23 protein-coding genes are annotated in these 25826 nt (G+C 56.9%); 11 read left to right on the plus strand and 12 right to left on the minus strand.

What is annotated here, in order from left to right:
• Positions 1 to 105: 105 nt before the first annotated feature.
• Positions 106 to 1137: a PLP-dependent cysteine synthase family protein gene (locus Q9R34_RS01610; protein ID WP_485892139.1), complete on the plus strand. Its 1032-nt coding sequence runs from the start codon at positions 106 to 108 to the stop codon at positions 1135 to 1137.
• A gap of 34 nt (positions 1138 to 1171) precedes the next feature.
• On the opposite strand, the gene cof is transcribed toward Q9R34_RS01610, so the two are convergent.
• Positions 1172 to 1993: an HMP-PP phosphatase gene (gene cof, locus Q9R34_RS01615; RefSeq protein WP_485892141.1), complete on the minus strand. Its 822-nt coding sequence runs from the start codon at positions 1991 to 1993 to the stop codon at positions 1172 to 1174.
• Positions 1994 to 2085: 92 nt separating this feature from the next.
• On the opposite strand from cof, the gene Q9R34_RS01620 reads away from it, so the two are divergent.
• Complete coding sequence (locus Q9R34_RS01620) at positions 2086 to 3768, plus strand: SgrR family transcriptional regulator (RefSeq protein WP_485892142.1); 1683 nt, start codon at positions 2086 to 2088, stop codon at positions 3766 to 3768.
• A 74-nt stretch (positions 3769 to 3842) separates the two neighbouring features.
• Positions 3843 to 4538, plus strand: a complete 696-nt coding sequence (gene queC, locus Q9R34_RS01625; RefSeq protein ID WP_485892143.1) for a 7-cyano-7-deazaguanine synthase QueC — start codon at positions 3843 to 3845, stop codon at positions 4536 to 4538.
• A gap of 39 nt (positions 4539 to 4577) precedes the next feature.
• On the opposite strand, the gene Q9R34_RS01630 is transcribed toward queC, so the two are convergent.
• The 9 genes from Q9R34_RS01630 to bolA all read right to left on the minus strand — a co-directional run bounded on the left by Q9R34_RS01630 (position 4578) and on the right by bolA (position 14973).
• Positions 4578 to 4976 (minus strand): YbgC/FadM family acyl-CoA thioesterase, encoded by a 399-nt coding sequence (locus tag Q9R34_RS01630; protein ID WP_485892144.1) that lies wholly within the window; start codon positions 4974 to 4976, stop codon positions 4578 to 4580.
• 104 nt (positions 4977 to 5080) lie between these two features.
• Positions 5081 to 5404: a ComEA family DNA-binding protein gene (locus Q9R34_RS01635; protein WP_434124004.1), complete on the minus strand. Its 324-nt coding sequence runs from the start codon at positions 5402 to 5404 to the stop codon at positions 5081 to 5083.
• Positions 5405 to 5543: 139 nt separating this feature from the next.
• On the minus strand, positions 5544 to 7412 hold the full coding sequence (gene ppiD, locus Q9R34_RS01640) for a peptidylprolyl isomerase (protein ID WP_485892145.1): 1869 nt from the start codon (positions 7410 to 7412) through the stop codon (positions 5544 to 5546).
• Between the two features lie 246 nt (positions 7413 to 7658).
• Positions 7659 to 7934 (minus strand): nucleoid-associated protein HU-beta, encoded by a 276-nt coding sequence (gene hupB / locus Q9R34_RS01645; protein WP_033752705.1) that lies wholly within the window; start codon positions 7932 to 7934, stop codon positions 7659 to 7661.
• Between the two features lie 214 nt (positions 7935 to 8148).
• Entirely contained in the window at positions 8149 to 10503 is a 2355-nt protein-coding gene (gene lon / locus Q9R34_RS01650; RefSeq protein WP_485892146.1) for an endopeptidase La, read from the minus strand.
• A 190-nt stretch (positions 10504 to 10693) separates the two neighbouring features.
• A complete protein-coding gene (clpX, locus tag Q9R34_RS01655; protein WP_434124007.1) occupies positions 10694 to 11965 on the minus strand; it encodes an ATP-dependent protease ATP-binding subunit ClpX in 1272 nt (423 codons plus the stop codon).
• 127 nt (positions 11966 to 12092) lie between these two features.
• The gene (clpP, locus tag Q9R34_RS01660) at positions 12093 to 12716 is read right to left on the minus strand and encodes an ATP-dependent Clp endopeptidase proteolytic subunit ClpP (RefSeq protein WP_033752709.1); all 624 of its coding nucleotides are present in this window, start codon (positions 12714 to 12716) and stop codon (positions 12093 to 12095) included.
• Between the two features lie 336 nt (positions 12717 to 13052).
• A complete protein-coding gene (gene tig, locus Q9R34_RS01665; protein ID WP_434124008.1) occupies positions 13053 to 14357 on the minus strand; it encodes a trigger factor in 1305 nt (434 codons plus the stop codon).
• Between the two features lie 301 nt (positions 14358 to 14658).
• Positions 14659 to 14973: a transcriptional regulator BolA gene (gene bolA, locus Q9R34_RS01670; protein WP_434124009.1), complete on the minus strand. Its 315-nt coding sequence runs from the start codon at positions 14971 to 14973 to the stop codon at positions 14659 to 14661.
• A gap of 279 nt (positions 14974 to 15252) precedes the next feature.
• On the opposite strand from bolA, the gene Q9R34_RS01675 reads away from it, so the two are divergent.
• The 8 genes from Q9R34_RS01675 (at position 15253) to Q9R34_RS01710 (ending at position 24071) form a co-directional block, all read left to right on the plus strand.
• Complete coding sequence (locus Q9R34_RS01675) at positions 15253 to 15831, plus strand: lipoprotein (RefSeq protein WP_434124010.1); 579 nt, start codon at positions 15253 to 15255, stop codon at positions 15829 to 15831.
• Positions 15832 to 15886: 55 nt separating this feature from the next.
• Positions 15887 to 17371, plus strand: a complete 1485-nt coding sequence (gene ampG / locus Q9R34_RS01680; protein WP_485892148.1) for a muropeptide MFS transporter AmpG — start codon at positions 15887 to 15889, stop codon at positions 17369 to 17371.
• Positions 17372 to 17816: 445 nt separating this feature from the next.
• Positions 17817 to 18743 (plus strand): cytochrome o ubiquinol oxidase subunit II, encoded by a 927-nt coding sequence (cyoA, locus tag Q9R34_RS01685; RefSeq protein WP_048783360.1) that lies wholly within the window; start codon positions 17817 to 17819, stop codon positions 18741 to 18743.
• Between the two features lie 4 nt (positions 18744 to 18747).
• Positions 18748 to 20730, plus strand: coding sequence for a cytochrome o ubiquinol oxidase subunit I (gene cyoB, locus Q9R34_RS01690; RefSeq protein ID WP_485892149.1), 1983 nt, complete (start codon positions 18748 to 18750; stop codon positions 20728 to 20730).
• Positions 20730 to 21347: a cytochrome o ubiquinol oxidase subunit III gene (locus Q9R34_RS01695; RefSeq protein WP_033752718.1), complete on the plus strand. Its 618-nt coding sequence runs from the start codon at positions 20730 to 20732 to the stop codon at positions 21345 to 21347. Before cyoB ends, Q9R34_RS01695 begins: the two co-directional genes overlap by 1 nt.
• Positions 21347 to 21676 (plus strand): cytochrome o ubiquinol oxidase subunit IV, encoded by a 330-nt coding sequence (locus Q9R34_RS01700; RefSeq protein WP_048783368.1) that lies wholly within the window; start codon positions 21347 to 21349, stop codon positions 21674 to 21676. The genes Q9R34_RS01695 and Q9R34_RS01700 overlap by 1 nt, the downstream gene beginning before the upstream one ends.
• A gap of 11 nt (positions 21677 to 21687) precedes the next feature.
• Positions 21688 to 22575, plus strand: a complete 888-nt coding sequence (cyoE, locus tag Q9R34_RS01705; RefSeq protein ID WP_033752721.1) for a heme o synthase — start codon at positions 21688 to 21690, stop codon at positions 22573 to 22575.
• A 131-nt stretch (positions 22576 to 22706) separates the two neighbouring features.
• The gene (locus tag Q9R34_RS01710) at positions 22707 to 24071 is read left to right on the plus strand and encodes an MFS transporter (RefSeq protein WP_485892150.1); all 1365 of its coding nucleotides are present in this window, start codon (positions 22707 to 22709) and stop codon (positions 24069 to 24071) included.
• Between the two features lie 66 nt (positions 24072 to 24137).
• Here the strand turns inward: Q9R34_RS01710 and adhP are convergent, their stop codons facing one another.
• Both adhP and Q9R34_RS01720 read right to left on the minus strand, forming a co-directional pair.
• A complete protein-coding gene (gene adhP / locus Q9R34_RS01715; protein WP_485892151.1) occupies positions 24138 to 25163 on the minus strand; it encodes an alcohol dehydrogenase AdhP in 1026 nt (341 codons plus the stop codon).
• 154 nt (positions 25164 to 25317) lie between these two features.
• Complete coding sequence (locus tag Q9R34_RS01720; RefSeq protein ID WP_485892152.1) at positions 25318 to 25809, minus strand: YajQ family cyclic di-GMP-binding protein; 492 nt, start codon at positions 25807 to 25809, stop codon at positions 25318 to 25320.
• Positions 25810 to 25826 lie beyond the last annotated feature (17 nt).

Raw genomic sequence — 25826 nt, forward strand, 5'->3', positions numbered from 1 at the left:
GGGAGAATATTTTTCTCCAGGTGCGCCATTATAGCGGAAATAAAGCCAACTCTTTTTCCTGCCCGTGCCTTACAATCAGCACAACTTTTCAGCCGGAATAGCATTATGAGTAACTGGACTCGCCACGCCATTAATGAGATCAACGCGGACTTTCAGCGCTCCGCCGAAACCCACCTGATTCGCTTTCGCCTGGCGGATTATCCCGGCATCGATTTCTATCTGAAAGATGAGAGCACGCATCCCAGCGGCAGCCTGAAGCATCGGCTGGCGCGCTCGCTGTTTCTTTACGGACTGGCGAACGGCTGGATCAAAGAGAACAGGCCGGTGATCGAGGCCTCTTCCGGCAGCACCGCGGTCTCGGAAGCCTATTTCGCTCAGCTGCTCGGCCTGCCCTTTATCGCCGTCATGCCGGCAAGCACCGCGAAGCGCAAAATCGAGCAGATTGAGTTCTATGGCGGCCAGTGCCACTTCGTCACCGACCCGTGCGAGCTTTACAGCGCCTCGATGCAGCTGGCGCGCGAGCTGAACGGCCATTTTATGGACCAGTTCACCTACGCCGAATGCGCCACCGACTGGCGCGGCAATAATAACATCGCCGAGAGCATTTTCCGCCAGATGGCGCTCGAGCCTTGTCCCGTGCCGCATACGCTTATTATGGGCGCCGGCACCGGCGGCACCTCGGCGACGCTGGGCCGCTATATTCGCTATCAGGGTTTTGCCACGCGGCTGCTGGTAGTCGATCCTGAGCATTCGGTGTTTTACGATTACTGGCACAGCCGCGACGCGACGCTGCGCAGCCCGCGCGGCAGCCAGATCGAAGGTATCGGCCGTCCGCGCGTCGAGCCCTCTTTTATGCCCGATGTGATTGACGAAATGATGAAGGTGCCGGACGCTGCCACGCTGGCGGCGATGCTGAAGCTGGCGCACATTATCGGCCGTAAGCCAGGCGCCTCAACCGGCACCAACTTCTGGGGCATGATGCAGGTGGCGAAGCGGATGCGAGCGAACGGCGAACGGGGCGCGCTGGTGACGCTGATGTGCGACAGCGGCGAGCGCTATCCCGACAGCTATTACGATGAAAGCTGGGTCGCGCGGCAGTTTGGCGATATCAGCCGCTGGCAGCGCGAGCTGGAATAAAATCGCGGACTCCCTGTCCGCTTCACTCTAATCCTCAGCATTCGGGGGAATACGCGAGGTGCGGCGTCGCCAGCCAGTGATCTAAAAAGTGAGACACCGCCTGTGTCTCGCAATGGCCGATAACCGGCAAATGGGGCAGCGCCGACTTAAGCTGGCTCATGGCGTTGCCCATCACAAACCCTTTCCCCACCAGCCCCAGCATTTCGCGGTCGTTCATGGCGTCACCGAAGGCCATGCACTCCGCCAGCGGCAGTGACAGATGGTGACACAGCATGGCGAGCGCGCTGCCTTTGTTGCAGTTGAGCGGCAGCACCTCCAGACAGTCCAGCGCCGAGAAACAGATATGGGCGCGGTCGCCGAGCGCCGCCTCCAGCTGCGCTTTCAGCTGGCAAAGCGCGTCGTGACGTTCGACGAAGCAGATTTTGGTGACCTGATGCGCGGGAATGCTTTTCAGATCGCGCAGCTGGTAGCGAAAGCCGCTCAGCGCGTGCGCCTGCAGCATCTCCGGCGCCGGTACGTCGGTAAACCAGCCCTCGTCGTTAAAAACGTGCGCCGTGGCGCTGCTCTTCCAGCGGCTATGCAGCACCTCTTCCGCCACCGAAGGCGAGAGATCGCTGGCGAACAGCAGATTGCCGTCCAGATCGTGCACGCGCGTGCCGTTGCCGGTAATTAGCCAGGCGGGCAGCGTAAGGCGCTGCCGCAGGATCTGCATCTCCAGCAGGTGACGGCCGGTGGCGAAGGCCAGCTGCACGTTGCGCTGATGCAGCGCCAGCAAACTGTTTAACGTCTGCTGTCCCAGCTGGTGGCTGGGCAGCAGCAGTGTGCCATCCATATCAAATGCGGCAAGTCGCGCCATTGCTCTCTCCCGTTGATAAGTCAGCATTCACTATCGCCTGGCAATCCCGGAACTAATAGTGAATAATTTTTAAAAACTGTTCCGGGTTTTCAATGCGCCAGCTCAATCGCCTCAATCAGTTTCAGCGCCTGTGGCAGCAGAGCCAGGGCACCCCCCAACAGACCTGCGTAGCCGAGATGGCGCGCCGCTGTTTTTGCAGCGAGCGCCACCTGCGCACGCTGCTTTCGCAGTGGCAACATGCGGGCTGGCTGCGCTGGCAGGGCAAATCGGGGCGCGGCAGGCTGGGCACCCTGACCTTTCTTCGCTCACCCGAACAGCTGCGGCAACAGCTGCTGCAGACGCAGCTGCAGGCGGGCAACGCCGCCGAAGCGCTGCAGGTGCTGGATATGGCGCCGGAGCGGCTGGTGGACCTGCTGCGTCCGCTGATGGGCGGCCAGTGGCAAAACGACGCCCCGGTGCTGCGCATCCCCTACTATCGTCCGCTCGATTCCGTCGCGCCGCTGCAGATTGTCGGGCGCGCCGAACAGCACCTGGCGCGTCAGCTCTTTTCCGGCCTGACGCGATTCGAAGCGGACGAGCCGGTCGGCGATCTTGCGCATCACTGGCAGCACGCTGACGAGGGGCGCGTCTGGCTGTTCTGGCTGCGTCCGCAACTGTTCTGGCATAACGACGAGCCGCTTCAGGCCGCACAGCTGGTCGAGCAGTTTCAGCGCATTTTGCAGGACGCGCGTGCGCAGCGCCTGCTGGCGGCGGTCGCAAGCGTAGACGCGCCGCATCCGCTGGCGCTGCGCTTTCGGCTGAGCCGCAGCGACTACTGGCTGCCCTGGCGACTGGCGCATCAGCTCTGTTTGCTGCCCCATCCGCAGCAGCCGCGCCTCGGCAGCGGCCCCTGGAAGCTGGCGCACTTCACGTCCGAGCTGGTGCGTATTGAGAGCCATACGCGCTGTCACCTGCCGCTGCCGCTGATGCAGGCGGTTGAGTACTGGATTACGCCGACGCTGTTCGATCGTGCGCTCGGCACCAGCTGCCGCCATCCGGTGCAGATCGCTATTGGCGATGCGGCGGATCTGGCGTCGCTGCGTCCGGTCAGCCGCAGCATCAGCCTCGGCTTTTGCTACCTCGCCTGTCGTCCGCGCGCCGGTTTTAGCCCGGCGCAGGCGCGTCGTCTGCTCCGCCTGCTGCAGCAAAGCGGCATCGTGGCGCAGCTGCCGCTGGAAGAGGGGCTGATTACGCCGAGCAAAGAGCTGCTGCCGGGCTGGCCGGTGCCGCCTGTAGAGGATGATGCGGCGCGTCTGCCGCCGCGTCTGACGCTGCACTACCAGCTACCGGTCGAACTGCATGAGATGGCGCAGGCGCTGCGTGAACTCTTGCGCGCGGAAGGCTGTGAACTCACGCTGATCTTTCACGAGGTGAAAAGCTGGCGAGGCAGCGAGGATCTGGCGCAGGCCGATCTGGTGATGGGCGACCGGCTGATCGGCGATGCGCCGCTTTTTACGCTGGCAAGCTGGCTGGAGATCGATCGGTTGTGGCCTGCGGCAACCAGCCATCATCTTCGTCAGCAGCTCCTGGAGATACAGCGGCTGGCCGACGGCGAGGCGCGCCGCGTCGCGCTGCACCAGCTCTACCACAGTCTGATGCGCGACGGTCTGCTGCTGCCGCTGTTCAACTATCGCTATCAAATCTTTGCTCCACCGGGCGTAGAGGGTATCCAGCTCAACCCCCTCGGCTGGTTCGACTTCAGCCGCGCCTGGGTTCCGCCGCCGCTGACGGCGTAAAGCCGCGCTTCGCGCTGTTCAGCGGGCGGGAGAGTGATTACCATAGAGGCAAAATTTTCGACCAGGACAATATGATGAAACGAGCCGTTGTCGTCTTTAGCGGTGGACAAGACTCCACTACCTGCCTGATTCAGGCGTTGCAGCAGTATGACGAGGTGCACTGCGTCACCTTCGACTACGGCCAGCGCCATCGCGAAGAGATTGATGTTGCCCGTGCGCTGGCGCTGAAGCTGGGCGCACGCGCCCATAAGGTGCTCGACGTCACCCTGCTGAACGAGCTGGCGGTAAGCAGCCTGACCCGCGACAACATTCCTGTCCCCTCTTACGATCCCGCTGCCAGCGGCCTGCCGAGCACCTTTGTGCCAGGACGCAATATTCTGTTCCTCACCCTCGCTTCGGTTTATGCGTATCAGGTGGAGGCGGAGGCCGTGATCACCGGCGTCTGCGAAACCGATTTTTCCGGCTATCCTGACTGCCGCGACGAGTTCGTTAAGGCGCTGAATCACGCCGTCAGCCTTGGCATGGCGCGCGAGGTGCGTTTTGAAACCCCGCTGATGTGGCTCAATAAAGCAGAGACATGGGCGCTGGCCGACTACTGGCAAAGCCTGACGCTGGTACGCGAAGAGACGCTGACCTGCTATAACGGCGTCAAGGGCGACGGCTGCGGCGAATGTGCCGCCTGTCATCTGCGCGCACGGGGCCTGAATGACTATCTCGCCGATCGCGACGCCGTGATGGCGGCGATGAAAAGCAAAAGCGGCCTGATCTGATATCGGCGCGGCGCCGCACAGATGCGCCGCGCTGTTGACTCAGAGGGAGAAAGCCTCCAGCCGCGCGCGCAGCTCGCTCTCCAGCGCGACCGCTTTCTGCGTGCGCAGATCGATGCAGACAAAGGTCAGCGCCGCATCCGCCACCAGGATTTCGCTTCCCGCCAGCGTGACGCGCTGAGTAATGACGCCGCTTTTTCCGTTCAGCTGCGCCATTTCGCTGTGAATCGCCAGAACGTCGCCCAGCACAGCCGGACGACGGTAGTTAATATTGATATTCACCACCACAAACGCCAGCTGCTGCTGCTGCAGCCAGTTGAACGCGTCTGCCTCTTCGAGCCACTGCCAGCGCGCCTCTTCAAGAAACTCCAGATAGCGCGCATTGTTGACGTGCTGATACACGTCGAGGTGATAGCCGCGAACTTTAATTGTGGTCTGCATGCCTGACATCTCCTGTCGTTAAAGAGGGCTTAACTGGTATGACCTCTCTAGCGTAGCAAAAGGCCTTTTGCCGCGCGGCAAAAGCGTCAGGGTTGCGTCTTAGCTCACAGTTTCAGCCGCTCAGCGTTACGTTCAATAAGCGAATTGCCGATGCCTGGCACCTCCTTCAGCTGTTCGACGGCGGTAAACGGCCCATACTGCTCGCGATAGCTGACAATCGCCTGCGCCTTTTTCAGCCCAACGCCGTTCATCGCCGCCGACAGCTGCTCGGCGGTCGCTTCGTTAATGCTGACTTTTTCGCCTGCCGCCTGTGCGGCCTGGGCAATCGGTTTTTCACCTGCGGTTTCCGCCGCTGACAGGCTGGAGTAGCCGAGTGCGCCGCCAAGCGCGAGGGTGAAGCAAAGAACGGACAATAGTGATTTAGACATGCTCTGTTTCTCCTTATGTTTAACAGCAAGGAGAGCGTGACAGAGAAGAGCGAAGGCCTCAAAAGGCAACATTCAGAAATGGAAAAGGCCGCGCAGGCGGCCTTTTCGTTTCTTACTGCAAAACACTTTTTTGCGAGCGTTACTGCATTTGCGCCGCGGCGCCGTATTTGATTTTGGCTTCTTTGCGCAGGTTAGCGAGCAGCGCTTCGAACGCCAGCTGCGCGTTATTCTGCGTTACGCCCTTAATCATTTCGTCTACCTGCTCCTGCGGCAGCGTACCGCTGCTGACTTTATCCAGCGCCACCAGCACGACATTGCCCTGCATATCTTCGCTCACGCCCCACGACGTTTTACCGTCAACAGGCTGCGGCAGATTGAAGGCGGTCTGCGCGATGGGATCCTGGCTGTTACGGTCGACGGTTTTGCTGGCGCTTAGCGTCAGACCGGCCGCGCTCAGCGCCTCCTGTTTGCCCGCTTTAAGATCGGCCAGCAGTTTGTCCGCCTGCGCCTTCGCCTGCTGTTCCGCTTTATCGTGCTTCAGCGTGTCGGCAATCTGCGCTTTCACCTCATCCAGCGATTTAACCGCTTCAGGTTTGTGCTCGCTGATACGCAGCACAAACGCGCGGTCGCCATCCACGGTGATCACGTCGGAGTTGTTGCCTGGCGCGCCGTTCTGTCCGGTGAGGCCCCCGTTGAAGATGGCGTTTTTCACCGCGTCGAAGTTCAGCTCCTGCGGCACGCTGTCGCGGCTGAACCAGCCGGTCTCAACCACTTTCAGGCCGGAAGCCTGTGCGGCGCCAGCGAGCGACTCATTGTCGTTGCTCGCCGCTTCGCTCACTTTCTGCTGCTGCTGGTAGAAGGCGTCGACCGCTTTCTCCTGCTTCGCTTTTTCGGCCACCGCGTCGCGCACTTCGGCCAGCGGTTTGATCTGCTCCGGCTGGATATCGTCCAGACGCACCACCAGGAAGCCGACCGACGATTTAATCACGCCAGAAAGCTGGCCTTTCTGCGTCAGGCCAGCGTTTTTCAGCTCGTCCGGCGTGGTGGCCGGCTCAAGCCAGCCCATATCGCCGCCCTTACGCGCGGAGATAGGATCGATCGATTTGCTTTTCGCCAGCGCGGCAAAGTCAGCCCCGCCCTTCAGCTGCGCCAGCACGGCGCTGGCATCCGCCTCGGTTTTGGTCTGAATGACGCTGTAGCGGTTACGCTGCGGCTGGGTGTAGTCCGCTTTATGTTGGTCGTACCAGCTCTGAATGTCGGCGTCGCTGACGCTGGCCTGCAGGCTGGCGGCATCCATTTTGATGTAGCTGACGCGGAACTGCTCCGGCGCCATAAAGTTGTTTTTATGCTGCTGGTAGTACTGCGCAATCTCGTCGGCTGACGCGGTTTGTTTCGCCGCCAGCACGTTGACGTCGATGGTCGCCTGACGGATGTCGCGCTTCTGCGACACCAGATCCACCAGCTTGCTGGTTTCGCCTTTCAGCATAAAGTCGGTATTGGCGACGGCGTTGATCAGCTGCTGGGTTGCCAGCTGCTTGCGCAGCGCTTCCGCGTAGCGATCGGCGGTAAAGCCCATGCTGCTCAGCAGAGCGTTATACTTCGCGTTGTCGAACTTGCCGTTGGTCTGGAACGCCTGCTGGGCGAAAATCGCCTGCTTGACCTGATCGTCGCTGATAGTAATGTGGAGGTCGTTGATATACTGAGCGAGCAGCGCCTGGTCTACCAGCTGCGACAGCGCCTGCTGACGCATCTGCTGCATGAAGCCGTCGTTACCGGCAAGCTGCGAGAACTGATCGCCCAGCATCTGCTGCTGGCGGCTACGCTCGCTGTTGAACGCCTGATCGAGCTGCGCGCGGCTGATTTCCTGTCCGTTGACTTTAGCGGCGTAATCGCTGCCGCCGCCGATAAGGTAGTTGCCAACGCCGGTCAGCACGAAGGAGAGAATAATCAACCCCAAAATAACCTTGAGCACGACATGATTCGACGCCGCGCGTAAATTGTCCATCATGGTATGACAACGCTCCGCTGTAGTGTGGATATAAACCTCGGGCGCAACGCCTGTCGGATAAAGGCCGTTACGCAACTGCCGTTTAGCCTGGCAGCTTCACTCCTGTTGAGACAAGTCTTAGCGCGATTTATCCCCGGATCCGAATAAAAAAGGCACATCAAATTTGATGTGCCCGTATGTTACATGAGAACGCAAGAACCGTCCTCTAGTCCACGGAAGAAAATGCTTCTGTGGACGGATGCGATGTCATGCGTTGACAGCGTCTTTCAGCGCTTTACCGGCGCGGAAGCCCGGTACTTTGCCCGCGGCAATGGTGATCTCTTTGCCGGTCTGCGGGTTGCGGCCGGTACGTGCGGCACGTTCGCGTACGGAAAAGGTGCCAAAGCCCACCAGAGCCACTTCGTCGCCGCCTTTCAGCGCGTCGGAAACAGAACTGGTGAATGCGTCTAAAACACGTCCGGCTGCTGCTTTAGAAATGTCAGCGTCTGCAGCAATTTTGTCGATCAACTGTGACTTATTCACTCTCTTCATCCCCTCTTTTATTATTTCACTTCACATCCGCGCGTCCTGGCGGATACGAATGCGCAGCACGTTATATCAAGCCTGTTGAGGCGAAACAACGGAATTCATCTTAATCGTTGATCCCGCAGCCCCCTAAATTAACGGCACTAAAAAAAGCTGGCAAGCGCTCATTGGCCTGCCAGCTTCGCTTTTTAATGCTTTATGTCGCTAATCACTATTTTGCAGTAGCGACCTGCATGCCGTAAGGGGCGTTTTCCAGCGCAAGGCCTAAAACTTCTTCGATGCGTTTCACCGGATGGATCTCCAGATCGGCGATAACGTTGGCCGGAATCTCTTCCAGGTCGCGCTTATTATCGTCCGGGATCAGCACCACTTTAATGCCACCACGATGGGCCGCCAGCAGCTTCTCTTTCAGGCCGCCAATCGGCAGCACCTGGCCGCGCAGCGTGATCTCGCCGGTCATCGCCACGTCAGAGCGCACCGGGTTGCCGGTCAGACAGGAGACCAGCGCGGTGCACATCGCGATACCGGCGCTCGGGCCATCCTTCGGGGTCGCGCCTTCCGGTACGTGAACGTGGATGTCGCGCTTCTCGTGGAAATCGCCGTTGATGCCCAGCTTCTCGGCACGCGCGCGCACTACCGTCAGCGCCGCCTGGATCGACTCCTGCATCACCTCGCCGAGTGAACCGGTGTAGGTCAGCTTGCCTTTGCCCGGCACGCACGCGGTTTCGATGGTCAGCAGATCGCCGCCCACTTCGGTCCACGCGAGGCCGGTTACCTGGCCAACGCGGTTTTCACTTTCGGCGCGGCCATAGTCGAAGCGCTGTACGCCCAGGTAATCTTTGAGGTTGTCGCCGTTGATGGTGATGTGCTTCTGCTCTTTGTTCAGCAGCAGCGTTTTCACCGCTTTACGGCACAGCTTCGACAGTTCGCGCTCCAGACTACGCACGCCTGCTTCGCGCGTGTAGTAGCGAATGATGCCGACAATGGCGCTGTCTTCCACCGTGATTTCGCTCTCTTTCAGGGCGTTACGCTCAATCTGTTTCGGCAGCAGATGCTGTTTGGCGATGTTGAGCTTCTCATCCTCGGTGTAACCAGAGAGGCGAATCACTTCCATACGGTCCAGCAGCGGTGCCGGAATGTTCATGGAGTTGGAGGTGGCAACGAACATCACGTCGGAAAGATCGTAATCGACTTCCAGGTAGTGATCGTTAAAGGCGATGTTCTGCTCGGGATCGAGCACTTCCAGCAGCACGGAAGCGGGATCGCCGCGCATGTCGGATGACATTTTGTCAATCTCGTCCAGCAGGAACAGCGGGTTTTTCACCCCGACCTTCGCCATTTTCTGAATCAGTTTACCTGGCATAGAGCCGATATAGGTCCGGCGGTGACCGCGAATTTCTGCCTCGTCACGCACCCCGCCCAGCGCCATACGCACATACTTACGGCCGGTCGCCTTGGCGATCGACTGACCCAGCGAGGTTTTACCCACGCCCGGCGGTCCAACCAGGCAGAGGATCGGGCCTTTAATTTTACTGACGCGGCTCTGCACGGCGAGATATTCCAGGATGCGGTCTTTGACGCGCTCCAGACCATAGTGGTCAGTGTCCAGCGTCTCCTGAGCCTTGCGCAGGTCTTTTTTCACCTTGCTGCGCGCATTCCACGGTACCTGAACCATCCAGTCGATATAGCCGCGTACCACCGTCGCTTCGGCGGACATCGGCGACATCATTTTTAATTTCTGCAGCTCGGCTTCGGCTTTTTCACGCGCTTCGCTCGGCATTTTCGCCGCGTCGATTTTGCGCTTCAGGGCTTCGTACTCATCCGGCACGTCGTCCATTTCGCCCAGCTCTTTCTGAATCGCCTTCATCTGCTCATTCAGGTAATACTCGCGCTGGCTCTTCTCCATCTGCTTTTTCACGCGGTTGCGAATACGCTTCTCAACCTGCAGCAGATCGATTTCCGACTCCATCATAGCCATGAGATATTCCAGACGCTCGTTCACGTCCGACATCTCCAGCACCGACTGTTTATCGGCTAATTTCAGCGGCATATGGGCCGCAACGGTGTCGGCGAGGCGCGCCGCATCGTCGATATTGTTCAGCGAGGTCAGCACTTCCGGCGGGATCTTTTTGTTCAGCTTGATATAGCCTTCAAACTGATTGATCGCCGTCCGTACCAGCACTTCCTGTTCGCGCTCTTCGATTTCCGGCGAGATCAGGTATTCCGCCTGCGCGGTAAAATGGTCGCCATTATCCGCCAGGGTGGTGATATGTGCGCGCTGCAGGCCTTCGACTAAAACTTTGACAGTGCCGTCAGGCAGTTTCAGCATCTGCAGCACGGAGGCCACGGTCCCTACAGAGAAGAGATCGTTAATGCCAGGTTCATCCGTTGAAGCCTCTTTCTGGGCAACCAGCATGATCTTCTTGTCATGATCCATCGCCGCTTCGAGGCAACGAATCGATTTTTCCCGACCAACAAACAACGGAATTACCATGTGCGGATAAACCACCACGTCGCGCAGAGGCAACACGGGGATTTCAATGCGTTCAGAACGCTCAGGATTCATAGAGCTCTCTCTTAGTTAGTGTCCGCCAGGTGATGGGCACCGCATAATGCAGGGAATGTGCAGTTAAACCCACAGGATTATGAGTATATGGGGATGATCGTTCGACATTCAACGTCATGAGAGCGAGAAAAACAAAAGGGGAAAGAATTTTCCCCTTTTTTAATGATATCAATGCCCTTGCGCTGGCGAATTATTCGCCAGACGCCTGGGCTTCGTGCTTGCCGTAGATAAGCATTGGCTCTGACTGACCATCGATAACCGACTCGTCAATCACCACTTTTTCTACGTCTTCCATAGAAGGCAGGTCATACATGGTTTCCAGCAGCGCGCCTTCAACGATAGAACGCAGGCCGCGGGCACCGGTCTTACGCGACATCGCCTTTTTGGCGATGGCGGTTAAAGCTTCGTCGCGGAACTCCAGCTCGACCCCTTCCAGGTTGAACAACGCCTGGTACTGTTTGGTCAGGGCGTTCTTCGGCTCGCGCAGGATCTGGATCAGCGCCTCTTCGCTCAGCTCGTTGAGCGTCGCGACCACCGGCAGACGACCAATAAACTCCGGGATCAGACCGAATTTAATCAGATCCTCAGGTTCTACCTGAGAAAGCAGTTCGCCTTCGCTCGCTTTTTCCGACTTACCTTTTACCGTTGCGCCGAAGCCGATACCAGAGCCGGTTTCCACGCGCTGGGAGATCACCTTATCCAGACCCGCGAACGCGCCGCCGCAGATAAACAGAATTTTAGAGGTATCGACCTGCAAAAACTCCTGCTGCGGATGCTTGCGACCGCCCTGCGGCGGCACGGCCGCTACGGTGCCTTCGATCAGCTTCAGCAGCGCCTGCTGCACGCCTTCGCCGGAAACGTCGCGCGTAATCGACGGGTTGTCTGACTTACGCGAGATTTTATCAATCTCATCGATATAAACGATGCCGCGCTGCGCTTTTTGCACGTCGTAGTCGCACTTCTGCAGCAGCTTCTGGATGATGTTCTCCACATCCTCGCCCACGTAGCCCGCTTCGGTCAGCGTGGTAGCGTCAGCCATGGTAAACGGCACATCCAGCAGGCGCGCCAGCGTTTCCGCCAGCAGGGTCTTACCACTACCGGTTGGGCCAATCAGCAGGATGTTGCTTTTGCCCAGTTCGATGCCATTGCTGGTATCACCGTTGCGCAGGCGTTTGTAGTGGTTGTACACCGCAACCGCCAGCACTTTTTTCGCCTTTTCCTGGCCGATAACATAATCATCGAGGTGATGGCGGATTTCGTGCGGCGTAGGCAGCGCGCTACGTTCGCGATGCGGGGCAACTTCTTTGATCTCTTCGCGAATGATGTCATTACACAGATCGACACATTCGTCGCAGATATACACTGACGGCCCGGCAATCAGCTTACGCACTTCATGCTGGCTTTTGCCGCAAAAAGAGCAGTACAGCAACTTTCCTGAACCGTCTTTGCGCTTATCTGTCATCAGTTAACCTCTTCTTGTTCTCAGGCCATACAGGCGTACGGCGCAGGCCGTGCGAACACGGCCAATATTCATTCAACTCAAGCCCGTTTCCCAGTAACTATAGCGCAAGGAGACGGGCAGATGAGTCTTATTCGCGATGTGTCAGGACGGAGTCGACTAAACCATACTCTACCGCTTCACTCGCCGAGAGGAAACGGTCACGCTCGGTATCGCGCTCAATTTCTTCCAGCGACTTGCCGGTATGCTCCGCCATCAGCTCATTCATACGCTGTTTGACTTTCAGAATCTCTTTCGCATGAATCTCGATGTCGGTTGCCTGGCCCTGATAGCCGCCCAGCGGCTGGTGAATCATCACGCGCGAGTTCGGCAGGCAGAAACGCTTGCCTTTGGTGCCAGCAGTCAGCAGGAAGGCGCCCATGGAGCAGGCCTGGCCCATACAGATAGTGCTGACGTCCGGCTTGATGAACTTCATGGTGTCGTAAATCGACATGCCCGCAGTAATCACACCGCCTGGGGAGTTAATATAAAGATAGATATCTTTCTCAGGGTTTTCCGCTTCCAGAAACAGCATCTGCGCCACGATCAGATTGGCCATGTGATCTTCAACCTGGCCGGTCAGGAAGATGACGCGCTCTTTCAGCAGGCGGGAATAGATGTCGTAGGAACGCTCGCCGCGCGAAGTCTGTTCAACCACCATGGGCACCAGCGCATTGCGCGGCGCAGTAAATTCACGATCGCCACTGTATGACATTACCGTCTCCTGGATATAGTTCATTGGCTACATTCTGTACCGATTTTCTCTGAAGCGCGCGCGTTCTGCACAGCTTCGCTTCATTTCCGACACCTTCAAGGACGGTTAATCAGCCAGTCTAACTCTCTTCTGCATACTCCCTCAATCTGGGGATACTGCCCTGCTGTTTCAAGCATAACAACCTTTTCTTCATTCGCTAACCGGGAAAAAGCGCAACGTGAATAATTTGCCGATTTATTAAGCGAATAGCAGCACAGGAGAGGAGATGGCGTCGGAAAAACAAAAAAGCCCGCGACTTTTCAGCCGCGGGCTTAGCACTTCTGGTTAAATCCGCAATCAGGCAGCGTTGGTCTGATTCATCAGTTCCTGGAAGCTGGTCGCTTTCTCAGTTACTTTCGCTTTTTCCAGAACGGCTTCAACCGCCTGCTCTTCGAGCGCCACGTTGCGCATGTTGTTCATCAGCTCGTTATTTTTGCTGTAGAACTCAATCACTTCCTGCGGATCTTCGTACGCCGACGCCATCTCTTCGATCAGGGCGTTAACGCGCGCTTCGTCAGCTTTCAGCTCATGGGTGCGAATCACTTCGCCCAGCAGCAGACCAACAACAACGCGGCGTTTCGCCTGCTCTTCAAACAGCTCGCGCGGCAGTTCCAGCGCTTGCTTCTCGTTGCCGCCGAAGCGCTGCGCAGCCTGACGACGCAGCACGTCGATTTCGCTGTCGATCAGCGCAGCCGGCACGTCGATCTCGTTGGCTTTGACCAAACCGTCGATCGCCTGCGTTTTCACGCGGTTGCGAATGGCGCCTTTCAGCTCGCGGTCCATGTTTTTACGCACTTCAGCGCGCAGACCTTCGATGGAACCATCTTCCACGCCGAAACGCTTGATGAACTCTTCAGTCAGCTCAGGCAGTTCGCGCGTTTCAACTTTCTTCAGCACGATGTCGAACTTCGCGTCTTTCCCTTTCAGGTTTTCCGCATGGTAGTCTTCCGGGAATTTCACATCGATAGTGAAGGTTTCGCCCGCTTTATGACCCACGATGCCCTCTTCGAAGCCCGGGATCATACGGCCCTGGCCCATCGCCAGCACGAAGTCAGAGGCTTTGCCGCCTTCGAACTCTTCGCCGTCGACTGAACCGCTGAAGTCGATGGTCGCGCGATCTTCAGCAGTCGCTGCCGCATCGCTCTCTTTCCAGTTTGCCTGCTGCTTACGCAGGGTGTCCAGCATAGCGTCGACGTCAGCGTCGGTCACTTCGACCAGCGGTTTTTCGACTTCGATGCTGTCCAGACCCTGCAGCTCAACTTCCGGATAGACTTCGAACTCGACCGCGTAGGTGAAATCTTCGCCTTCTTTATATTCGCCTGGCACGTAGTTCGGCGCGCCAGCCGGATTGATTTTTTCTTTGATGATGGCGTCAACGAAGTTGCGCGTCATCAGCTCGCCCAGCACGTCCTGACGAACAGAAGCGCCGTAGCGCTGTGCGATGATATTGGCCGGCACTTTGCCTTTACGGAAACCATCGATACGGACTTTTTTCGCCACTTCCACCAGTTCTTTCTTTACTGCGCTTTCGATGCTGTCTGCGGGGACAGTAATCGTAATGCGACGGCCCAGACCCTGCGTGGTTTCTACTGAAACTGTCATCTTGTTACCTCAAAAAATCGCGTGCTCGGTCAACTTCAGACACCACACATTATGTAATGCGCCGTATCCAACAACCGGGACGGCTTCCATTAAGAGAACCTGATCCCTGTCACCAGAAGCGTCCCGAAGACATTCCGGAAAAATAGACGCAGCATTATAGCGGCATCGCCCTGGTGAGTCGAGGCTGGAAACTCACCACTTTTTAGCGGCTTTGCTGCTTTTTTGCGCCAGAGATCGCGTTTATCGCTAAATAATGAAAAAAACGGCCCGGAGGCCGTTTTTTAAAAAAGGCGGGAGGTGCTCAAGCGAGGGTGCCGGCACCGCGGCAGTTTGGCGAGGCGAGCACGGTATCCTGTAACCCTTCCCACTCTTTCAGGGTGTAGGTATGCAGCGCCAGCGCATGAACGCTGCCTGCCAGCTCGGCGGCGAGCTCGCCGTAAATCGCCCGGTGGCGCGCCAGAAAGCGCTGACCAGCGAATACGTCGCTGACGATAACCACCTTGAAGTGACTTTCGGAACCCGCCGGGACATTGTGACGATAACTTTCGTCATGCACTTCCAGATGAGCCGGCGCAAAAGCCAGGCGAAGCTTCTCTTCGATCTGTTCGCGAATCATTGTCTCTTTCCTCAATGGCGAGCGCTGTGCCCCATCTGGTTAAATATTAGTAGGTTTTCAGGCGCGTCCGCACAAATGTGTGAAAATATTTCCGCCGTTGCCTGAGCCGACCGGCATGATAGCGCAGCGCGAGTGCAGGTCAATGCCCCGATTTTTCATAGACTATAAAAAAGGCGGTTTCCGCGAATTTCCCCTTCGCAAGGGCTTTTTTCACTGCCGCGCAATGCTATGATGGCCGCAGTTTTTGCAAGCCAACCCACAACATTAACGAGAATAAGCATGTTGAAAAAACTGTTATTTCCCCTGCTGGCCGCCTTTATTTTGGCTGGCTGTGCCGCTAACAGCAATACGTTGACCATTCAGCCGAAAATTGAGCTGCCGCAGCAGGATCCCAGCCTGATGGGCGTGACCGTTAGCATCAACGGTGCCGATCAGCGCAGCGACCAGGCGCTGGCGAAAGTCAATCGCGATGGCCAGCTGGTTACCCTCACCCCGTCCCGCGATCTGCGCTTCCTGCTGCAGGAGGTGCTGGAGAAACAGATGACCGCGCGCGGCTATATGATCGGGCCGGAAGGAGCCGTCGACCTGCAGATCGTGGTGAATCACCTCTATGCAGACGTGACCGAGGGCAACGTACGCTACAGCATCACCACCAAAGCGGATATTTCGATTATCGCCACCGCGAAGAACGGCAACAAGCAGGTGAAGAACTATCGCCAGACCTATAGCGTAGAAGGCGCTTTCAGCGCGACCAACGACAAGATCACCAAAGCAGTGAACTCGACGCTGGGTGACGTGATCGCCGATATGGCGCAGGACACCAGTATCAACAATTTCATTAAGCAGAACGCGCACTAATCCACCGCACTATATGCATGCCCGGCGCACCGCCGGGCATCGCTTCAGGGTCAGCATGAATCACTATCTTCGCATCTTCACGCAACGAAACGCCGCCGTTTTACTGCTGCTCGGCTTTGCTTCCGGCCTGCCGCTGGCGCTGACCGCTGGCACGCTGCAGGCGTGGATGACGGTGGAAAATGTCGATCTCAAAACCATCGGTTTTTTTTCGCTGGTTGGTCAGGCGTACGTGTTTAAATTTCTCTGGTCGCCGGTGATGGATCGCTTTACGCCACCGTTTCTTGGCCGTCGCCGCGGCTGGCTGCTGCTGACGCAGCTGGCGCTGATCGCCGGGATTATCGCCATGGGTTTTATGCAGCCTGGACGCGACCTGACGCTGCTCGCTGCACTGGCGGTACTGGTTGCCTTCTGCTCCGCCTCGCAGGATATCGTCTTCGACGCGTGGAAAACCGACGTGCTGCCGCCGGAAGAGCGTGGCAGCGGCGCCGCCATCACCGTGCTTGGCTACCGGCTGGCGATGCTGATCTCCGGCGGGCTCGCGCTCTGGCTGGCGGATCGCTACCTTGGCTGGCAGGCGACTTACTGGCTGATGGCGCTGCTGATGGTGCCCGCGCTTATCGCCACCCTGATAGCCAAAGAACCCGACACGCGCGCCACCACGCCGCATTCGCTGCGTGAGGCGGTATCACTGCCCCTGAAGGACTTTTTTCAGCGCAACAATGCCTGGCTGCTGATTACCCTTATCGTGCTCTATAAGCTGGGCGACGCCTTCGCTGCCTCGCTGACCACCACTTTTCTGATCCGCGGCGTCGGTTTCAGCGCCGGCGACGTCGGGCTGGTAAACAAAACGCTCGGGCTGCTGGCGACCATTATCGGAGCCCTCTACGGCGGCGTGCTGATGCAGCGCCTGAGCCTGTTCCGCGCCCTGATGATTTTTGGCGTACTGCAGGCGGTCTCCAATTTTGCCTACTGGCTGCTGGCGGTAACGCCACCGCATTTATGGAGTATGGCCAGCGCTGTCTTCGTGGAGAATCTGTGTGGCGGCATGGGCACGGCGGCGTTCGTGGCGCTGCTGATGACGCTGTGCAATAAGTCCTTCTCCGCGACGCAGTTCGCCCTGCTCTCGGCGCTCTCGGCGGTAGGCCGCGTCTATGTCGGCCCTGCGGCTGGCTGGCTGGTCGAGCTCTGGGGCTGGCCGACCTTCTATGCTTTCACCGTGCTGGCGGCGCTGCCCGGTCTGCTGCTGCTGCTGCTCTGCCGCGACACGCTGAGCGAAGCGCAAAACAGCGGGCATTTCCTGACGCGCACGCGTTTTGCCGCTGGCTACCGCTGGACCACCCGCCTGTTTTGCTGCGGATGCGCTGTTATCGCGCTCTGGCTGGCGATGCTGGCGTGTCAGGCGCTGGGGCTGTGGCAACTGGAAAGCGTGCCGGGCATGCTGTTCGAAGCCGGTATGATGCTGCTGGCGCTGGCGGTATGCGGAGGCGTAACGCTGGACTACGTTGCGCAGCGGAAAGCATCACACCGCAGCTTTAATTAACAACCGGTATTATTTCATAACGGAAATGTATCTGGCCGCTCTGACGGGCGGCAAACGTTAAACTTTGTCATCAAGAGTTATTTTCTGGGAAATATTAAGATCCCATTTCGTCATTTCGCGAATATATTAAAAACCGGTGCGCAATTATTTTGTATAAATTTCATCACTCAAATGATGCAGATTTGTTAAAGAATTGGGTATCAAAAGTAAGGTTTATTCTTTCCCTGATTTCTTTAGGGATACTTTCATCGGTTTTTGTTATATTGGTGCCAACTGCTTGTCGCTGTTAATAATTTATCACCCCAGACAACATCTGTGACACCCTTAGCAAAAGGTGTCAACACGCTGCTGACACATCCTTATGCTGGTTTACACTGCATAAACCTTCCCGTAAAATGCGCGCACACTTAAACGACAATAAGCCCTTTGTCATTGAGGTCGTTAAATGAGACTCAGGAAATACAATAAAAGTTTGGGGATTTTGTCATTAATCGCAGGCACTTTGTTAATGAGTGGCTGCGATAATGCGTTGTTAAATCCCAAGGGACAGATTGCACTTGAGCAACGTTCGTTGATTCTGACAGCCTTCGGCTTAATGATGATCGTCGTTATTCCGGCAATCTTGATGGCGGTGGTGTTTGCATGGAAATATCGTGCATCCAACACTGAAGCGAAGTACAGCCCCAACTGGTCACACTCTAACAAAGTCGAAGCCGTGGTCTGGACCATTCCGATCCTGATCATTCTCTTCCTCGGCGTGCTGACCTGGAAATCAACCCACGCGCTGGAGCCGAGCAAACCGCTTGCCTCTGACGTGAAACCGGTTGAAATCCAAGTGGTGGCGCTGGACTGGAAATGGTTGTTTATCTACCCGGAACAGGGTATTGCCACCGTTAACCAGATCGCTTTCCCGGCTAACACGCCGGTGAGCTTCAAAATTACCTCTAACTCCGTTATGAACTCCTTCTTTATTCCGACGCTCGGCAGCCAGATCTACGCCATGGCGGGCATGCAGACCAAACTGCACCTGATCGCCAATGAGCCAGGAACGTTCGACGGTATCTCCTCGAACTTCAGTGGTCGAGGTTTCTCTGGTATGAAGTTCAAAGCCATTGCAACCAAGGACGATGCGGAGTTCCAGCAGTGGGTCGCCAAAGTTAAAGCGGCGCCTAACACGCTGACCACTATGGAAGATTTCGAGAAAGTCGCCGTACCAAGCGAAAATCATCCGGTGGAATATTTCTCTTCAGCGAATCCTGAACTGTTCAAGCAAGTCATCGCTAAGTTCATGACCAGCCACGGGAAGATGGACATGTCTCAGCACGAAGGCATGGACATGAGTCACACCGCTTCCGCGGGAGCCGAGGAATAATACGATGTTCGGAAAATTAACACTGGATGCAGTGCCGTACCATGAGCCGATTATCATGGTTACGGTTGCCGGGATCATCATTGGTGGTCTGGCAATCATCGCTGCCCTAACCTACTTTGGTAAATGGCAGTACCTGTGGTCTGAATGGCTCACCTCCGTCGACCATAAAAAACTGGGTATCATGTACATCATCATGGCGTTCGTCATGCTGCTGCGCGGCTTCGCCGATGCCATCATGATGCGTACCCAGCAGGTAATGGCTTCCGCCGGGGAAGCCGGCATACTCCCGCCGCATCACTACGACCAGATCTTTACCGCGCACGGCGTGATTATGATCTTCTTCGTGGCGATGCCTTTCGTCGTGGGTCTGATGAACATCGCGGTGCCGCTGCAAATCGGCGCACGCGACGTTGCCTTCCCGTTCCTGAACAACCTGAGCTTCTGGTTTACCGCGGTCGGCGTGATCCTGGTTAACCTGTCGCTGGGCGTGGGCGAGTTCGCACAGACCGGCTGGCTGGCCTATCCGCCGCTTTCAGGCGCGGAGTACAGTCCCGGCGTCGGGGTCGATTACTGGATCTGGAGTCTCCAGCTTTCCGGTATCGGGACCACGCTGACCGGCATCAACTTCTTCGTGACCATTCTGAAGATGCGTGCGCCGGGCATGGACCTGTTTAAAATGCCGGTATTTACCTGGGCTTCTCTTTGCACCAACGTCCTGATTATCGCTTCGTTCCCGGTTCTGACCGTGACCCTGGCGCTGTTGACGCTTGATCGTTACCTTGGCTTCCATTTCTTTACCAATGATATGGGCGGTAACATGATGATGTACGTCAACCTGATCTGGGTTTGGGGTCATCCGGAAGTTTACATCCTGGTACTGCCGGTGTTCGGCGTCTTCTCTGAAGTCACTGCGACCTTCTCGAAAAAACGTCTGTTTGGCTACACCTCACTGGTTTGGGCGACCATCGCCATTACCGTGCTGTCGTTTATCGTCTGGCTGCACCACTTCTTCACCATGGGTGCGGGCGCGAACGTTAACGCCTTCTTCGGCATCATGACGATGATTATCGCGATTCCGACCGGCGTGAAAATCTTCAACTGGCTGTTCACCATGTACCAGGGCCGCATCGTAATGCACTCTGCCATGCTGTGGACCGTAGGCTTCCTGGTCACCTTCTCTGTTGGTGGTATGACCGGTGTTCTGCTGGCGGTGCCGGGTGCGGACTTCGTGCTGCATAACAGCCTGTTCCTGATCGCGCACTTCCATAACGTCATCATCGGCGGCGTGGTATTCGGCTGTATGGCTGGCGTGACCTACTGGTTCCCGAAAGCCTTCGGCTTTACCCTGAACGAAACCTGGGGCAAACGCGCCTTCTGGTTCTGGATCATCGGCTTCTTCGTTGCCTTTATGCCGCTCTACATTCTGGGCTTCATGGGCATGACGCGTCGTCTGAGCCAGGATATCGATCCGCAGTTCCACTCTCTGCTGGTTGTCGCGGCCGTCGGTGCAGGCCTGATCGCTTGCGGTATCATCAGCCAGGTAATCATGTTCTACGTCTCTGTGCGTGACCGTCATCAGAATCGCGATCTGACCGGTGACCCGTGGGGCGGCCGTACGCTGGAGTGGGCAACCTCTTCACCGCCGCCGTTCTACAACTTTGCCACTATCCCGCATATCCACGAGCGCGACGCGTTCTGGGAAATGAAAGAGAAAGGCGAAGCGTACAAGCAGCCGGCGAAATATGAAGAGATTCATATGCCGAAGAACAGCGGCGCGGCTATCGTCATCGCTGCCTTCGCAACGGTATTCGGTTTTGCCGCAATCTGGCATATCTGGTGGCTGGCTGGCCTCTCCTTCCTGGGCATGATCGTGACCTGGATTGTGAAGAGCTTCGACGAAGACGTGGACTACTACGTTCCGGTTGTCGAGATCGAGAAGATCGAGAAGCAGCACTTTGACGACATCAGCAAAGCGGGTCTGAAATAATGTCAACTGAAACTCTGACAAAACACCACCACGACGCCCATGCGGAGCATGGGCATCACGATGCGGGAGCCAATAAAGTCTTTGGCTTCTGGATCTACCTGATGAGTGACTGCATTATCTTCGCAACCCTGTTTGCGACCTATGCCGTCATGGTCAACAGCACTGCCGGTGGCCCGGCAGGCAAAGACATCTTCGAACTGCCGTTCGTTCTGGGCGAAACAGCGCTGCTGCTGCTGAGCTCCATCACCTACGGCATGGCGGTTATCGCCATGAACCACGACAAGAAGAGCTCCGTCCTTAGCTGGCTGGCGCTGACCTTCCTGTTTGGTCTTGGCTTTATCTGCATGGAGATCTATGAGTTCCATCATCTGATCGAAGAGGGTTTCGGCCCGAATCGTAGCGGCTTCCTGTCAGGCTTCTTTACCCTGGTAGGCACCCACGGTCTGCACGTTACCTGCGGCCTGATCTGGATGCTGGTGCTGATGTTCCAGATTGCCAAACGTGGGCTGACGTCGACTAACCATACCCGTATCCTGTGCCTGAGCCTGTTCTGGCACTTCCTGGATGTGGTCTGGATCTGCGTATTTACCATTGTCTATCTGATGGGAGTCATGTAATGAGTCATTCAGCTAACGGAAATGTCGTTCCGCACAGCAGCGTGAAGTCCTACATGATCGGCTTCATCCTCTCCGTCATCCTGACCGGTATTCCGTTCTGGATGGTGATGAGCGGTGGGTCATCTCAAGGTATGACCCTGGGCGTCGTGGTTGCCTGCGCAGTCATCCAGGTCGTTGTTCACCTGATCTACTTCCTGCATCTGGACACCAAGTCCGAAGGCGGCTGGAACATGGTAGCCATCGTCTTCTCGGCAATCATCATTCTGATCGTCGTAGTTGGCTCGCTGTGGATTATGTGGAACCTCAACTACAACATGATGGTTCACTAAAGAGTCGCGTAATGATTAAGCAATACCTGCAAGTAACAAAACCAGGAATTATTTTCGGGAATTTAATTTCTGTGATCGGCGGATTTCTGCTGGCTTCAAAAGGCAGCATTGATTACGCCCTGTTTCTCGCCTCGCTGATCGGCGTGTCGCTGGTTGTCGCCTCAGGTTGTGTATTCAACAACGTGATCGACCGCGATATCGACGTAAAGATGGAGAGAACCCGGAATCGAGTGCTGGTTAAAGGCCTCATCTCCGCGAAAGTAAGCCTGATTTATGCTACCGCGCTGGGTATTGCTGGCTTTGCGTTGCTTTACTTTGGTGCCAATCCGCTGGCCATGTGGCTGGCGGTCATGGGCTTCGTGGTTTACGTCGGCGTTTACAGTCTCTACATGAAGCGTCACTCGGTATACGGGACGCTGATTGGCAGCCTGTCTGGCGCCGCGCCGCCGGTGATCGGCTACTGCGCCGTCACCAACCAGTTTGATGCCGGCGCGCTGATCCTGCTGGCGATCTTTAGCCTGTGGCAGATGCCGCACTCCTATGCGATTGCCATCTTCCGCTTTAAAGATTACCAGGCGGCGAACATCCCGGTTCTGCCGGTGGTGAAAGGCATCTCCGTGGCGAAGAATCATATTACGCTCTATATTCTGGCGTTTATGATTGCCACGCTGATGCTGTCGCTGGGCGGCTACGCAGGCTATAAGTATCTGGTAGTCGCGGCGGCCGTCAGCGTCTGGTGGCTGGGAATGGCGTTATCAGGTTACAAGACCTCGAACGATCGTGTCTGGGCGCGTAAGCTGTTCGTCTTCTCTATCGTGGCTATCACTGCGCTGAGCGTGATGATGTCGGTGGACTTTATGGCCCCGGCGTCAAAAGATCTCCTGACCTACGTGTGGTAATGCCGCACGGCCATGCATGCTAAGGGCGCGATTTCGCGCCCTTTCTTTTTGTTACCACTTCTTAAACACTATTATTTTACCCGCCCTGCCCTGCTCCCTAAAATAGATACGGCAAACTTATAGAGGTTGGAATGAACGATAATAAAATGACGCCGGTGGAGCTCCGCGCCACATGGGGTTTGGGCACGGTATTTTCCCTGCGAATGCTGGGCATGTTTATGGTCCTGCCGGTATTAACCACTTACGGCATGGCCCTTCAGGGTGCAAGTGAAACGCTTATCGGCCTGGCGATCGGCATCTACGGTCTGGCGCAGGCGATCTTTCAAATTCCCTTTGGCCTGATGTCCGACCGCATTGGCCGCAAACCGCTGATCGTCGGCGGCCTGCTGCTGTTTGTCCTCGGCAGTATTATCGCCGCGACCACCACCTCTATCTGGGGTATTATTCTAGGCCGCGCGCTGCAGGGCTCCGGCGCGATCGCCGCCGCCGTGATGGCGCTGCTCTCTGATTTAACCCGCGAACAGAACCGCACCAAAGCGATGGCCTTTATCGGCATCAGCTTCGGTGTCACCTTCGCTATCGCGATGGTGATCGGCCCCATCGTTACTCACGCGCTCGGCCTGCACGCGCTGTTCTGGATGATCGCTATTCTCGCCTCGCTGGGTATCGTGATTACCCTGCTGGTCGTGCCGAGCGCGCCCGGCCATGTGCTGAACCGCGAATCAGGTATGGTGAAAGGCAGCTTCCGCAAGGTGCTCGGCAATTCGCGTCTGATCAAACTCAACGTCGGCATTCTCTGTCTGCATATTTTGCTGATGTCCAGCTTCGTCGCCCTGCCCGGCCAGTTCGAGCAGGCGGGCCTCCCCGCCGCCGAGCACTGGAAAATCTATCTGGTGACGATGCTGATCGCCTTTGTCGGCGTAGTGCCCTTTATTATCTACGCCGAGGTAAAGCGCCGCATGAAGCGCGTATTCGTCGCCTGCGTCGGCCTGATCGTTATCGCGGAGATCGTGCTGTGGGGCGCGGCAGGCCATTTCTGGACGCTGGTGATCGGCGTGCAGCTCTTTTTCTTCGCCTTTAACCTGATGGAGGCGATTCTGCCGTCGCTGGTGAGCAAAGAGTCGCCGGCTGGCTATAAAGGCACGGCGATGGGGCTCTACTCCACCAGCCAGTTTATCGGCGTGGCGATTGGCGGTAGCTTCGGCGGCTGGGTGTTCGGCCATTTCGACGCGCAGACGGTGTTCCTGGTGGGCGCCATCGTGGCGGCGGTCTGGCTGTTCGTCGCCATGACCATGCAGGAGCCGCCCTACGTCAGCAGCCTGCGTATCGTGCTGAGCGATAACGCGCTGGCGGTGCCGAATCTTGAGCAGCGCCTGAAAGCCCAGCCGGGCGTATCGGCGGTGTTAATCGTGCCGGAAGAGAAAAGCGCCTATATTAAGATCGACAGTAAGGTTACCAGCCGCCCCGAACTGGAGGCGCTGCTGGCAAGCAGTTAAACGCGGGATAGTCAGCCTGAGACAAAAGAACCGGCATTGCGCCGGTTCTTTGCTTTTCACGCAGCGTTAAAGTGACATATCTACCACGATTCGCCCCTCGATTTTGCCAGCGTGCATACGCTCAAAGATAGCGTTGATGTGGCTCAAGGGCTCAACGGCAATGGTCGCTTCCACCTTATGCCGTCCGGCAAAATCGAGCGCCTCCTGCAAATCTTTTCTTGTGCCCACGATAGAGCCTCGTACCGTGATGCCGTCCAGGACCATATCAAAGATAGAGAGATCGAACTTGCCCGGCGGCAGCCCGTTAAGCACCATGGTGCCGCCGCGTCGCAGCGTGCCGATGGCCTGTTCAAACGCCTTAGGCGATACGGCGGTGACCAGCGCCGCATGCGCGCCGCCGAACTGCGCGTGAAACACCTGCGCCGGATCCTCTTTGCGTGCGTTGGCCACCACGCTGGCGCCGAGACGCTGCGCAAAAGCCAGCTTTTCATCGTCAACATCGACCGCGGCGACGTTTAGCCCCATCGCCACAGCATACTGCACCGCCAGATGGCCCAGTCCACCGATACCGGAAATAACTACCCAGTTTCCAGGCCGCGCCTCCGTCATTTTCAGGCCCTTATAGACCGTCACCCCGGCACACAGGATCGGCGCTACCTCGGCATAATCGAGGTTATCAGGCAAAATGCCGACATAGTTGGCATCGGCCAGGCAATACTCCGCAAAGCTGCCGTTAACCGAATAGCCTGCATTTTTTTGCTCATGGCAGAGCGTCTCCCAGCTATCCAGACAGTGCTCGCAGTGCCCGCACGCGGAATAGAGCCAGGGCACGCCAACGCGATCTCCCGGCTTGAGGTGCGTAACATGAGGCCCGACAGCCACCACCTCGCCGACGCCTTCATGACCGGGAATAAAAGGCGGCACAGGTTTGACGGGCCAGTCGCCCTGCGCCGCATGAAGATCGGTATGACAGACGCCGGTCGCCGCAATTTTGACCAGCACCTGCCCTGCCCCGACTTCTGGTATTGGCACCTGTTCAATAACCAGCGGTGCGCCAAACGCCTTAACCACGGCAGCTTTCATCATTTTCATGACGTCTTTCTCCTGTTGAGGGTTTCATCAAGAGAGTTGCACACCTTTACTGATAAGCATATTGATTTAACGCAGAGGTAAGAGAAAACAGGCGGGACAAGAGAGGCGGTAAACAAGGCGTGCAGCAGATGAGCTGCCGCACGCCTTAAGAGGATTAATCGCGGAAGTTCTTGAACTGGAATGGCTGGCCAAGGTTGCCGCCGCGCACCAGCGCCATCGCGCTCTGCAGGTCATCGCGCGACTTGCCGGTGACGCGCAGCGATTCACCCTGAATCTGCGTCTGCACCTTGATCTTGCTGTCTTTAATCAGCTTCACAATCTTTTTCGCCACGTCGCTCTCAATGCCCTTTTTCATTTTGGCATCGACGCTCCAGCTCTTGCCGCTGTGCTCGGTCTCCTCAGGGATATCGAGCGCGGCGCCCTCAATGCCGCGCTTGAGCATCTTCTCGCGCAGCATATCCACCAGCTGTTTCACCTGAAAATCGGACTCGCTGGTCACTTTGATGGTTTCACTCTTTTCGTTGAGCTCGAAGCTGGCGCTCACGTTGCGAAAATCGAAGCGAGTCGTTAATTCACGGTTGGCGTTTTCGACCGCGTTGCGGACTTCCTGCATGTCGATTTCTGAAACGATATCGAAAGATGGCATCTCTTCTTCTCCTGACG

It is taken from the genome of Enterobacter sp. BRE11 (assembly GCF_031844285.1).
Taxonomy (GTDB): Bacteria; Pseudomonadota; Gammaproteobacteria; order Enterobacterales; family Enterobacteriaceae; genus Pantoea.

Coding starts and splice junctions, on each gene's coding strand:
- cyoB (WP_485892149.1), top strand. CDS start 18,748: ATGTTCGGAAAATTAACACTGGATGCAGTGCCGTACCATGAGCCGATT.
- tig (WP_434124008.1), bottom strand. CDS start 14,357: ATGACAGTTTCAGTAGAAACCACGCAGGGTCTGGGCCGTCGCATTACG.
- Q9R34_RS01695 (WP_033752718.1), top strand. CDS start 20,730: ATGTCAACTGAAACTCTGACAAAACACCACCACGACGCCCATGCGGAG.
- lon (WP_485892146.1), bottom strand. CDS start 10,503: ATGAATCCTGAGCGTTCTGAACGCATTGAAATCCCCGTGTTGCCTCTG.
- bolA (WP_434124009.1), bottom strand. CDS start 14,973: ATGATTCGCGAACAGATCGAAGAGAAGCTTCGCCTGGCTTTTGCGCCG.
- cyoA (WP_048783360.1), top strand. CDS start 17,817: ATGAGACTCAGGAAATACAATAAAAGTTTGGGGATTTTGTCATTAATC.
- cof (WP_485892141.1), bottom strand. CDS start 1,993: ATGGCGCGACTTGCCGCATTTGATATGGATGGCACACTGCTGCTGCCC.
- queC (WP_485892143.1), top strand. CDS start 3,843: ATGAAACGAGCCGTTGTCGTCTTTAGCGGTGGACAAGACTCCACTACC.
- Q9R34_RS01700 (WP_048783368.1), top strand. CDS start 21,347: ATGAGTCATTCAGCTAACGGAAATGTCGTTCCGCACAGCAGCGTGAAG.
- Q9R34_RS01710 (WP_485892150.1), top strand. CDS start 22,707: ATGAACGATAATAAAATGACGCCGGTGGAGCTCCGCGCCACATGGGGT.
- adhP (WP_485892151.1), bottom strand. CDS start 25,163: ATGAAAATGATGAAAGCTGCCGTGGTTAAGGCGTTTGGCGCACCGCTG.
- Q9R34_RS01635 (WP_434124004.1), bottom strand. CDS start 5,404: ATGTCTAAATCACTATTGTCCGTTCTTTGCTTCACCCTCGCGCTTGGC.
- ampG (WP_485892148.1), top strand. CDS start 15,887: ATGAATCACTATCTTCGCATCTTCACGCAACGAAACGCCGCCGTTTTA.
- Q9R34_RS01720 (WP_485892152.1), bottom strand. CDS start 25,809: ATGCCATCTTTCGATATCGTTTCAGAAATCGACATGCAGGAAGTCCGC.
- clpX (WP_434124007.1), bottom strand. CDS start 11,965: ATGACAGATAAGCGCAAAGACGGTTCAGGAAAGTTGCTGTACTGCTCT.
- ppiD (WP_485892145.1), bottom strand. CDS start 7,412: ATGATGGACAATTTACGCGCGGCGTCGAATCATGTCGTGCTCAAGGTT.
- Q9R34_RS01675 (WP_434124010.1), top strand. CDS start 15,253: ATGTTGAAAAAACTGTTATTTCCCCTGCTGGCCGCCTTTATTTTGGCT.
- cyoE (WP_033752721.1), top strand. CDS start 21,688: ATGATTAAGCAATACCTGCAAGTAACAAAACCAGGAATTATTTTCGGG.
- Q9R34_RS01610 (WP_485892139.1), top strand. CDS start 106: ATGAGTAACTGGACTCGCCACGCCATTAATGAGATCAACGCGGACTTT.
- Q9R34_RS01630 (WP_485892144.1), bottom strand. CDS start 4,976: ATGCAGACCACAATTAAAGTTCGCGGCTATCACCTCGACGTGTATCAG.
- clpP (WP_033752709.1), bottom strand. CDS start 12,716: ATGTCATACAGTGGCGATCGTGAATTTACTGCGCCGCGCAATGCGCTG.
- Q9R34_RS01620 (WP_485892142.1), top strand. CDS start 2,086: ATGCGCCAGCTCAATCGCCTCAATCAGTTTCAGCGCCTGTGGCAGCAG.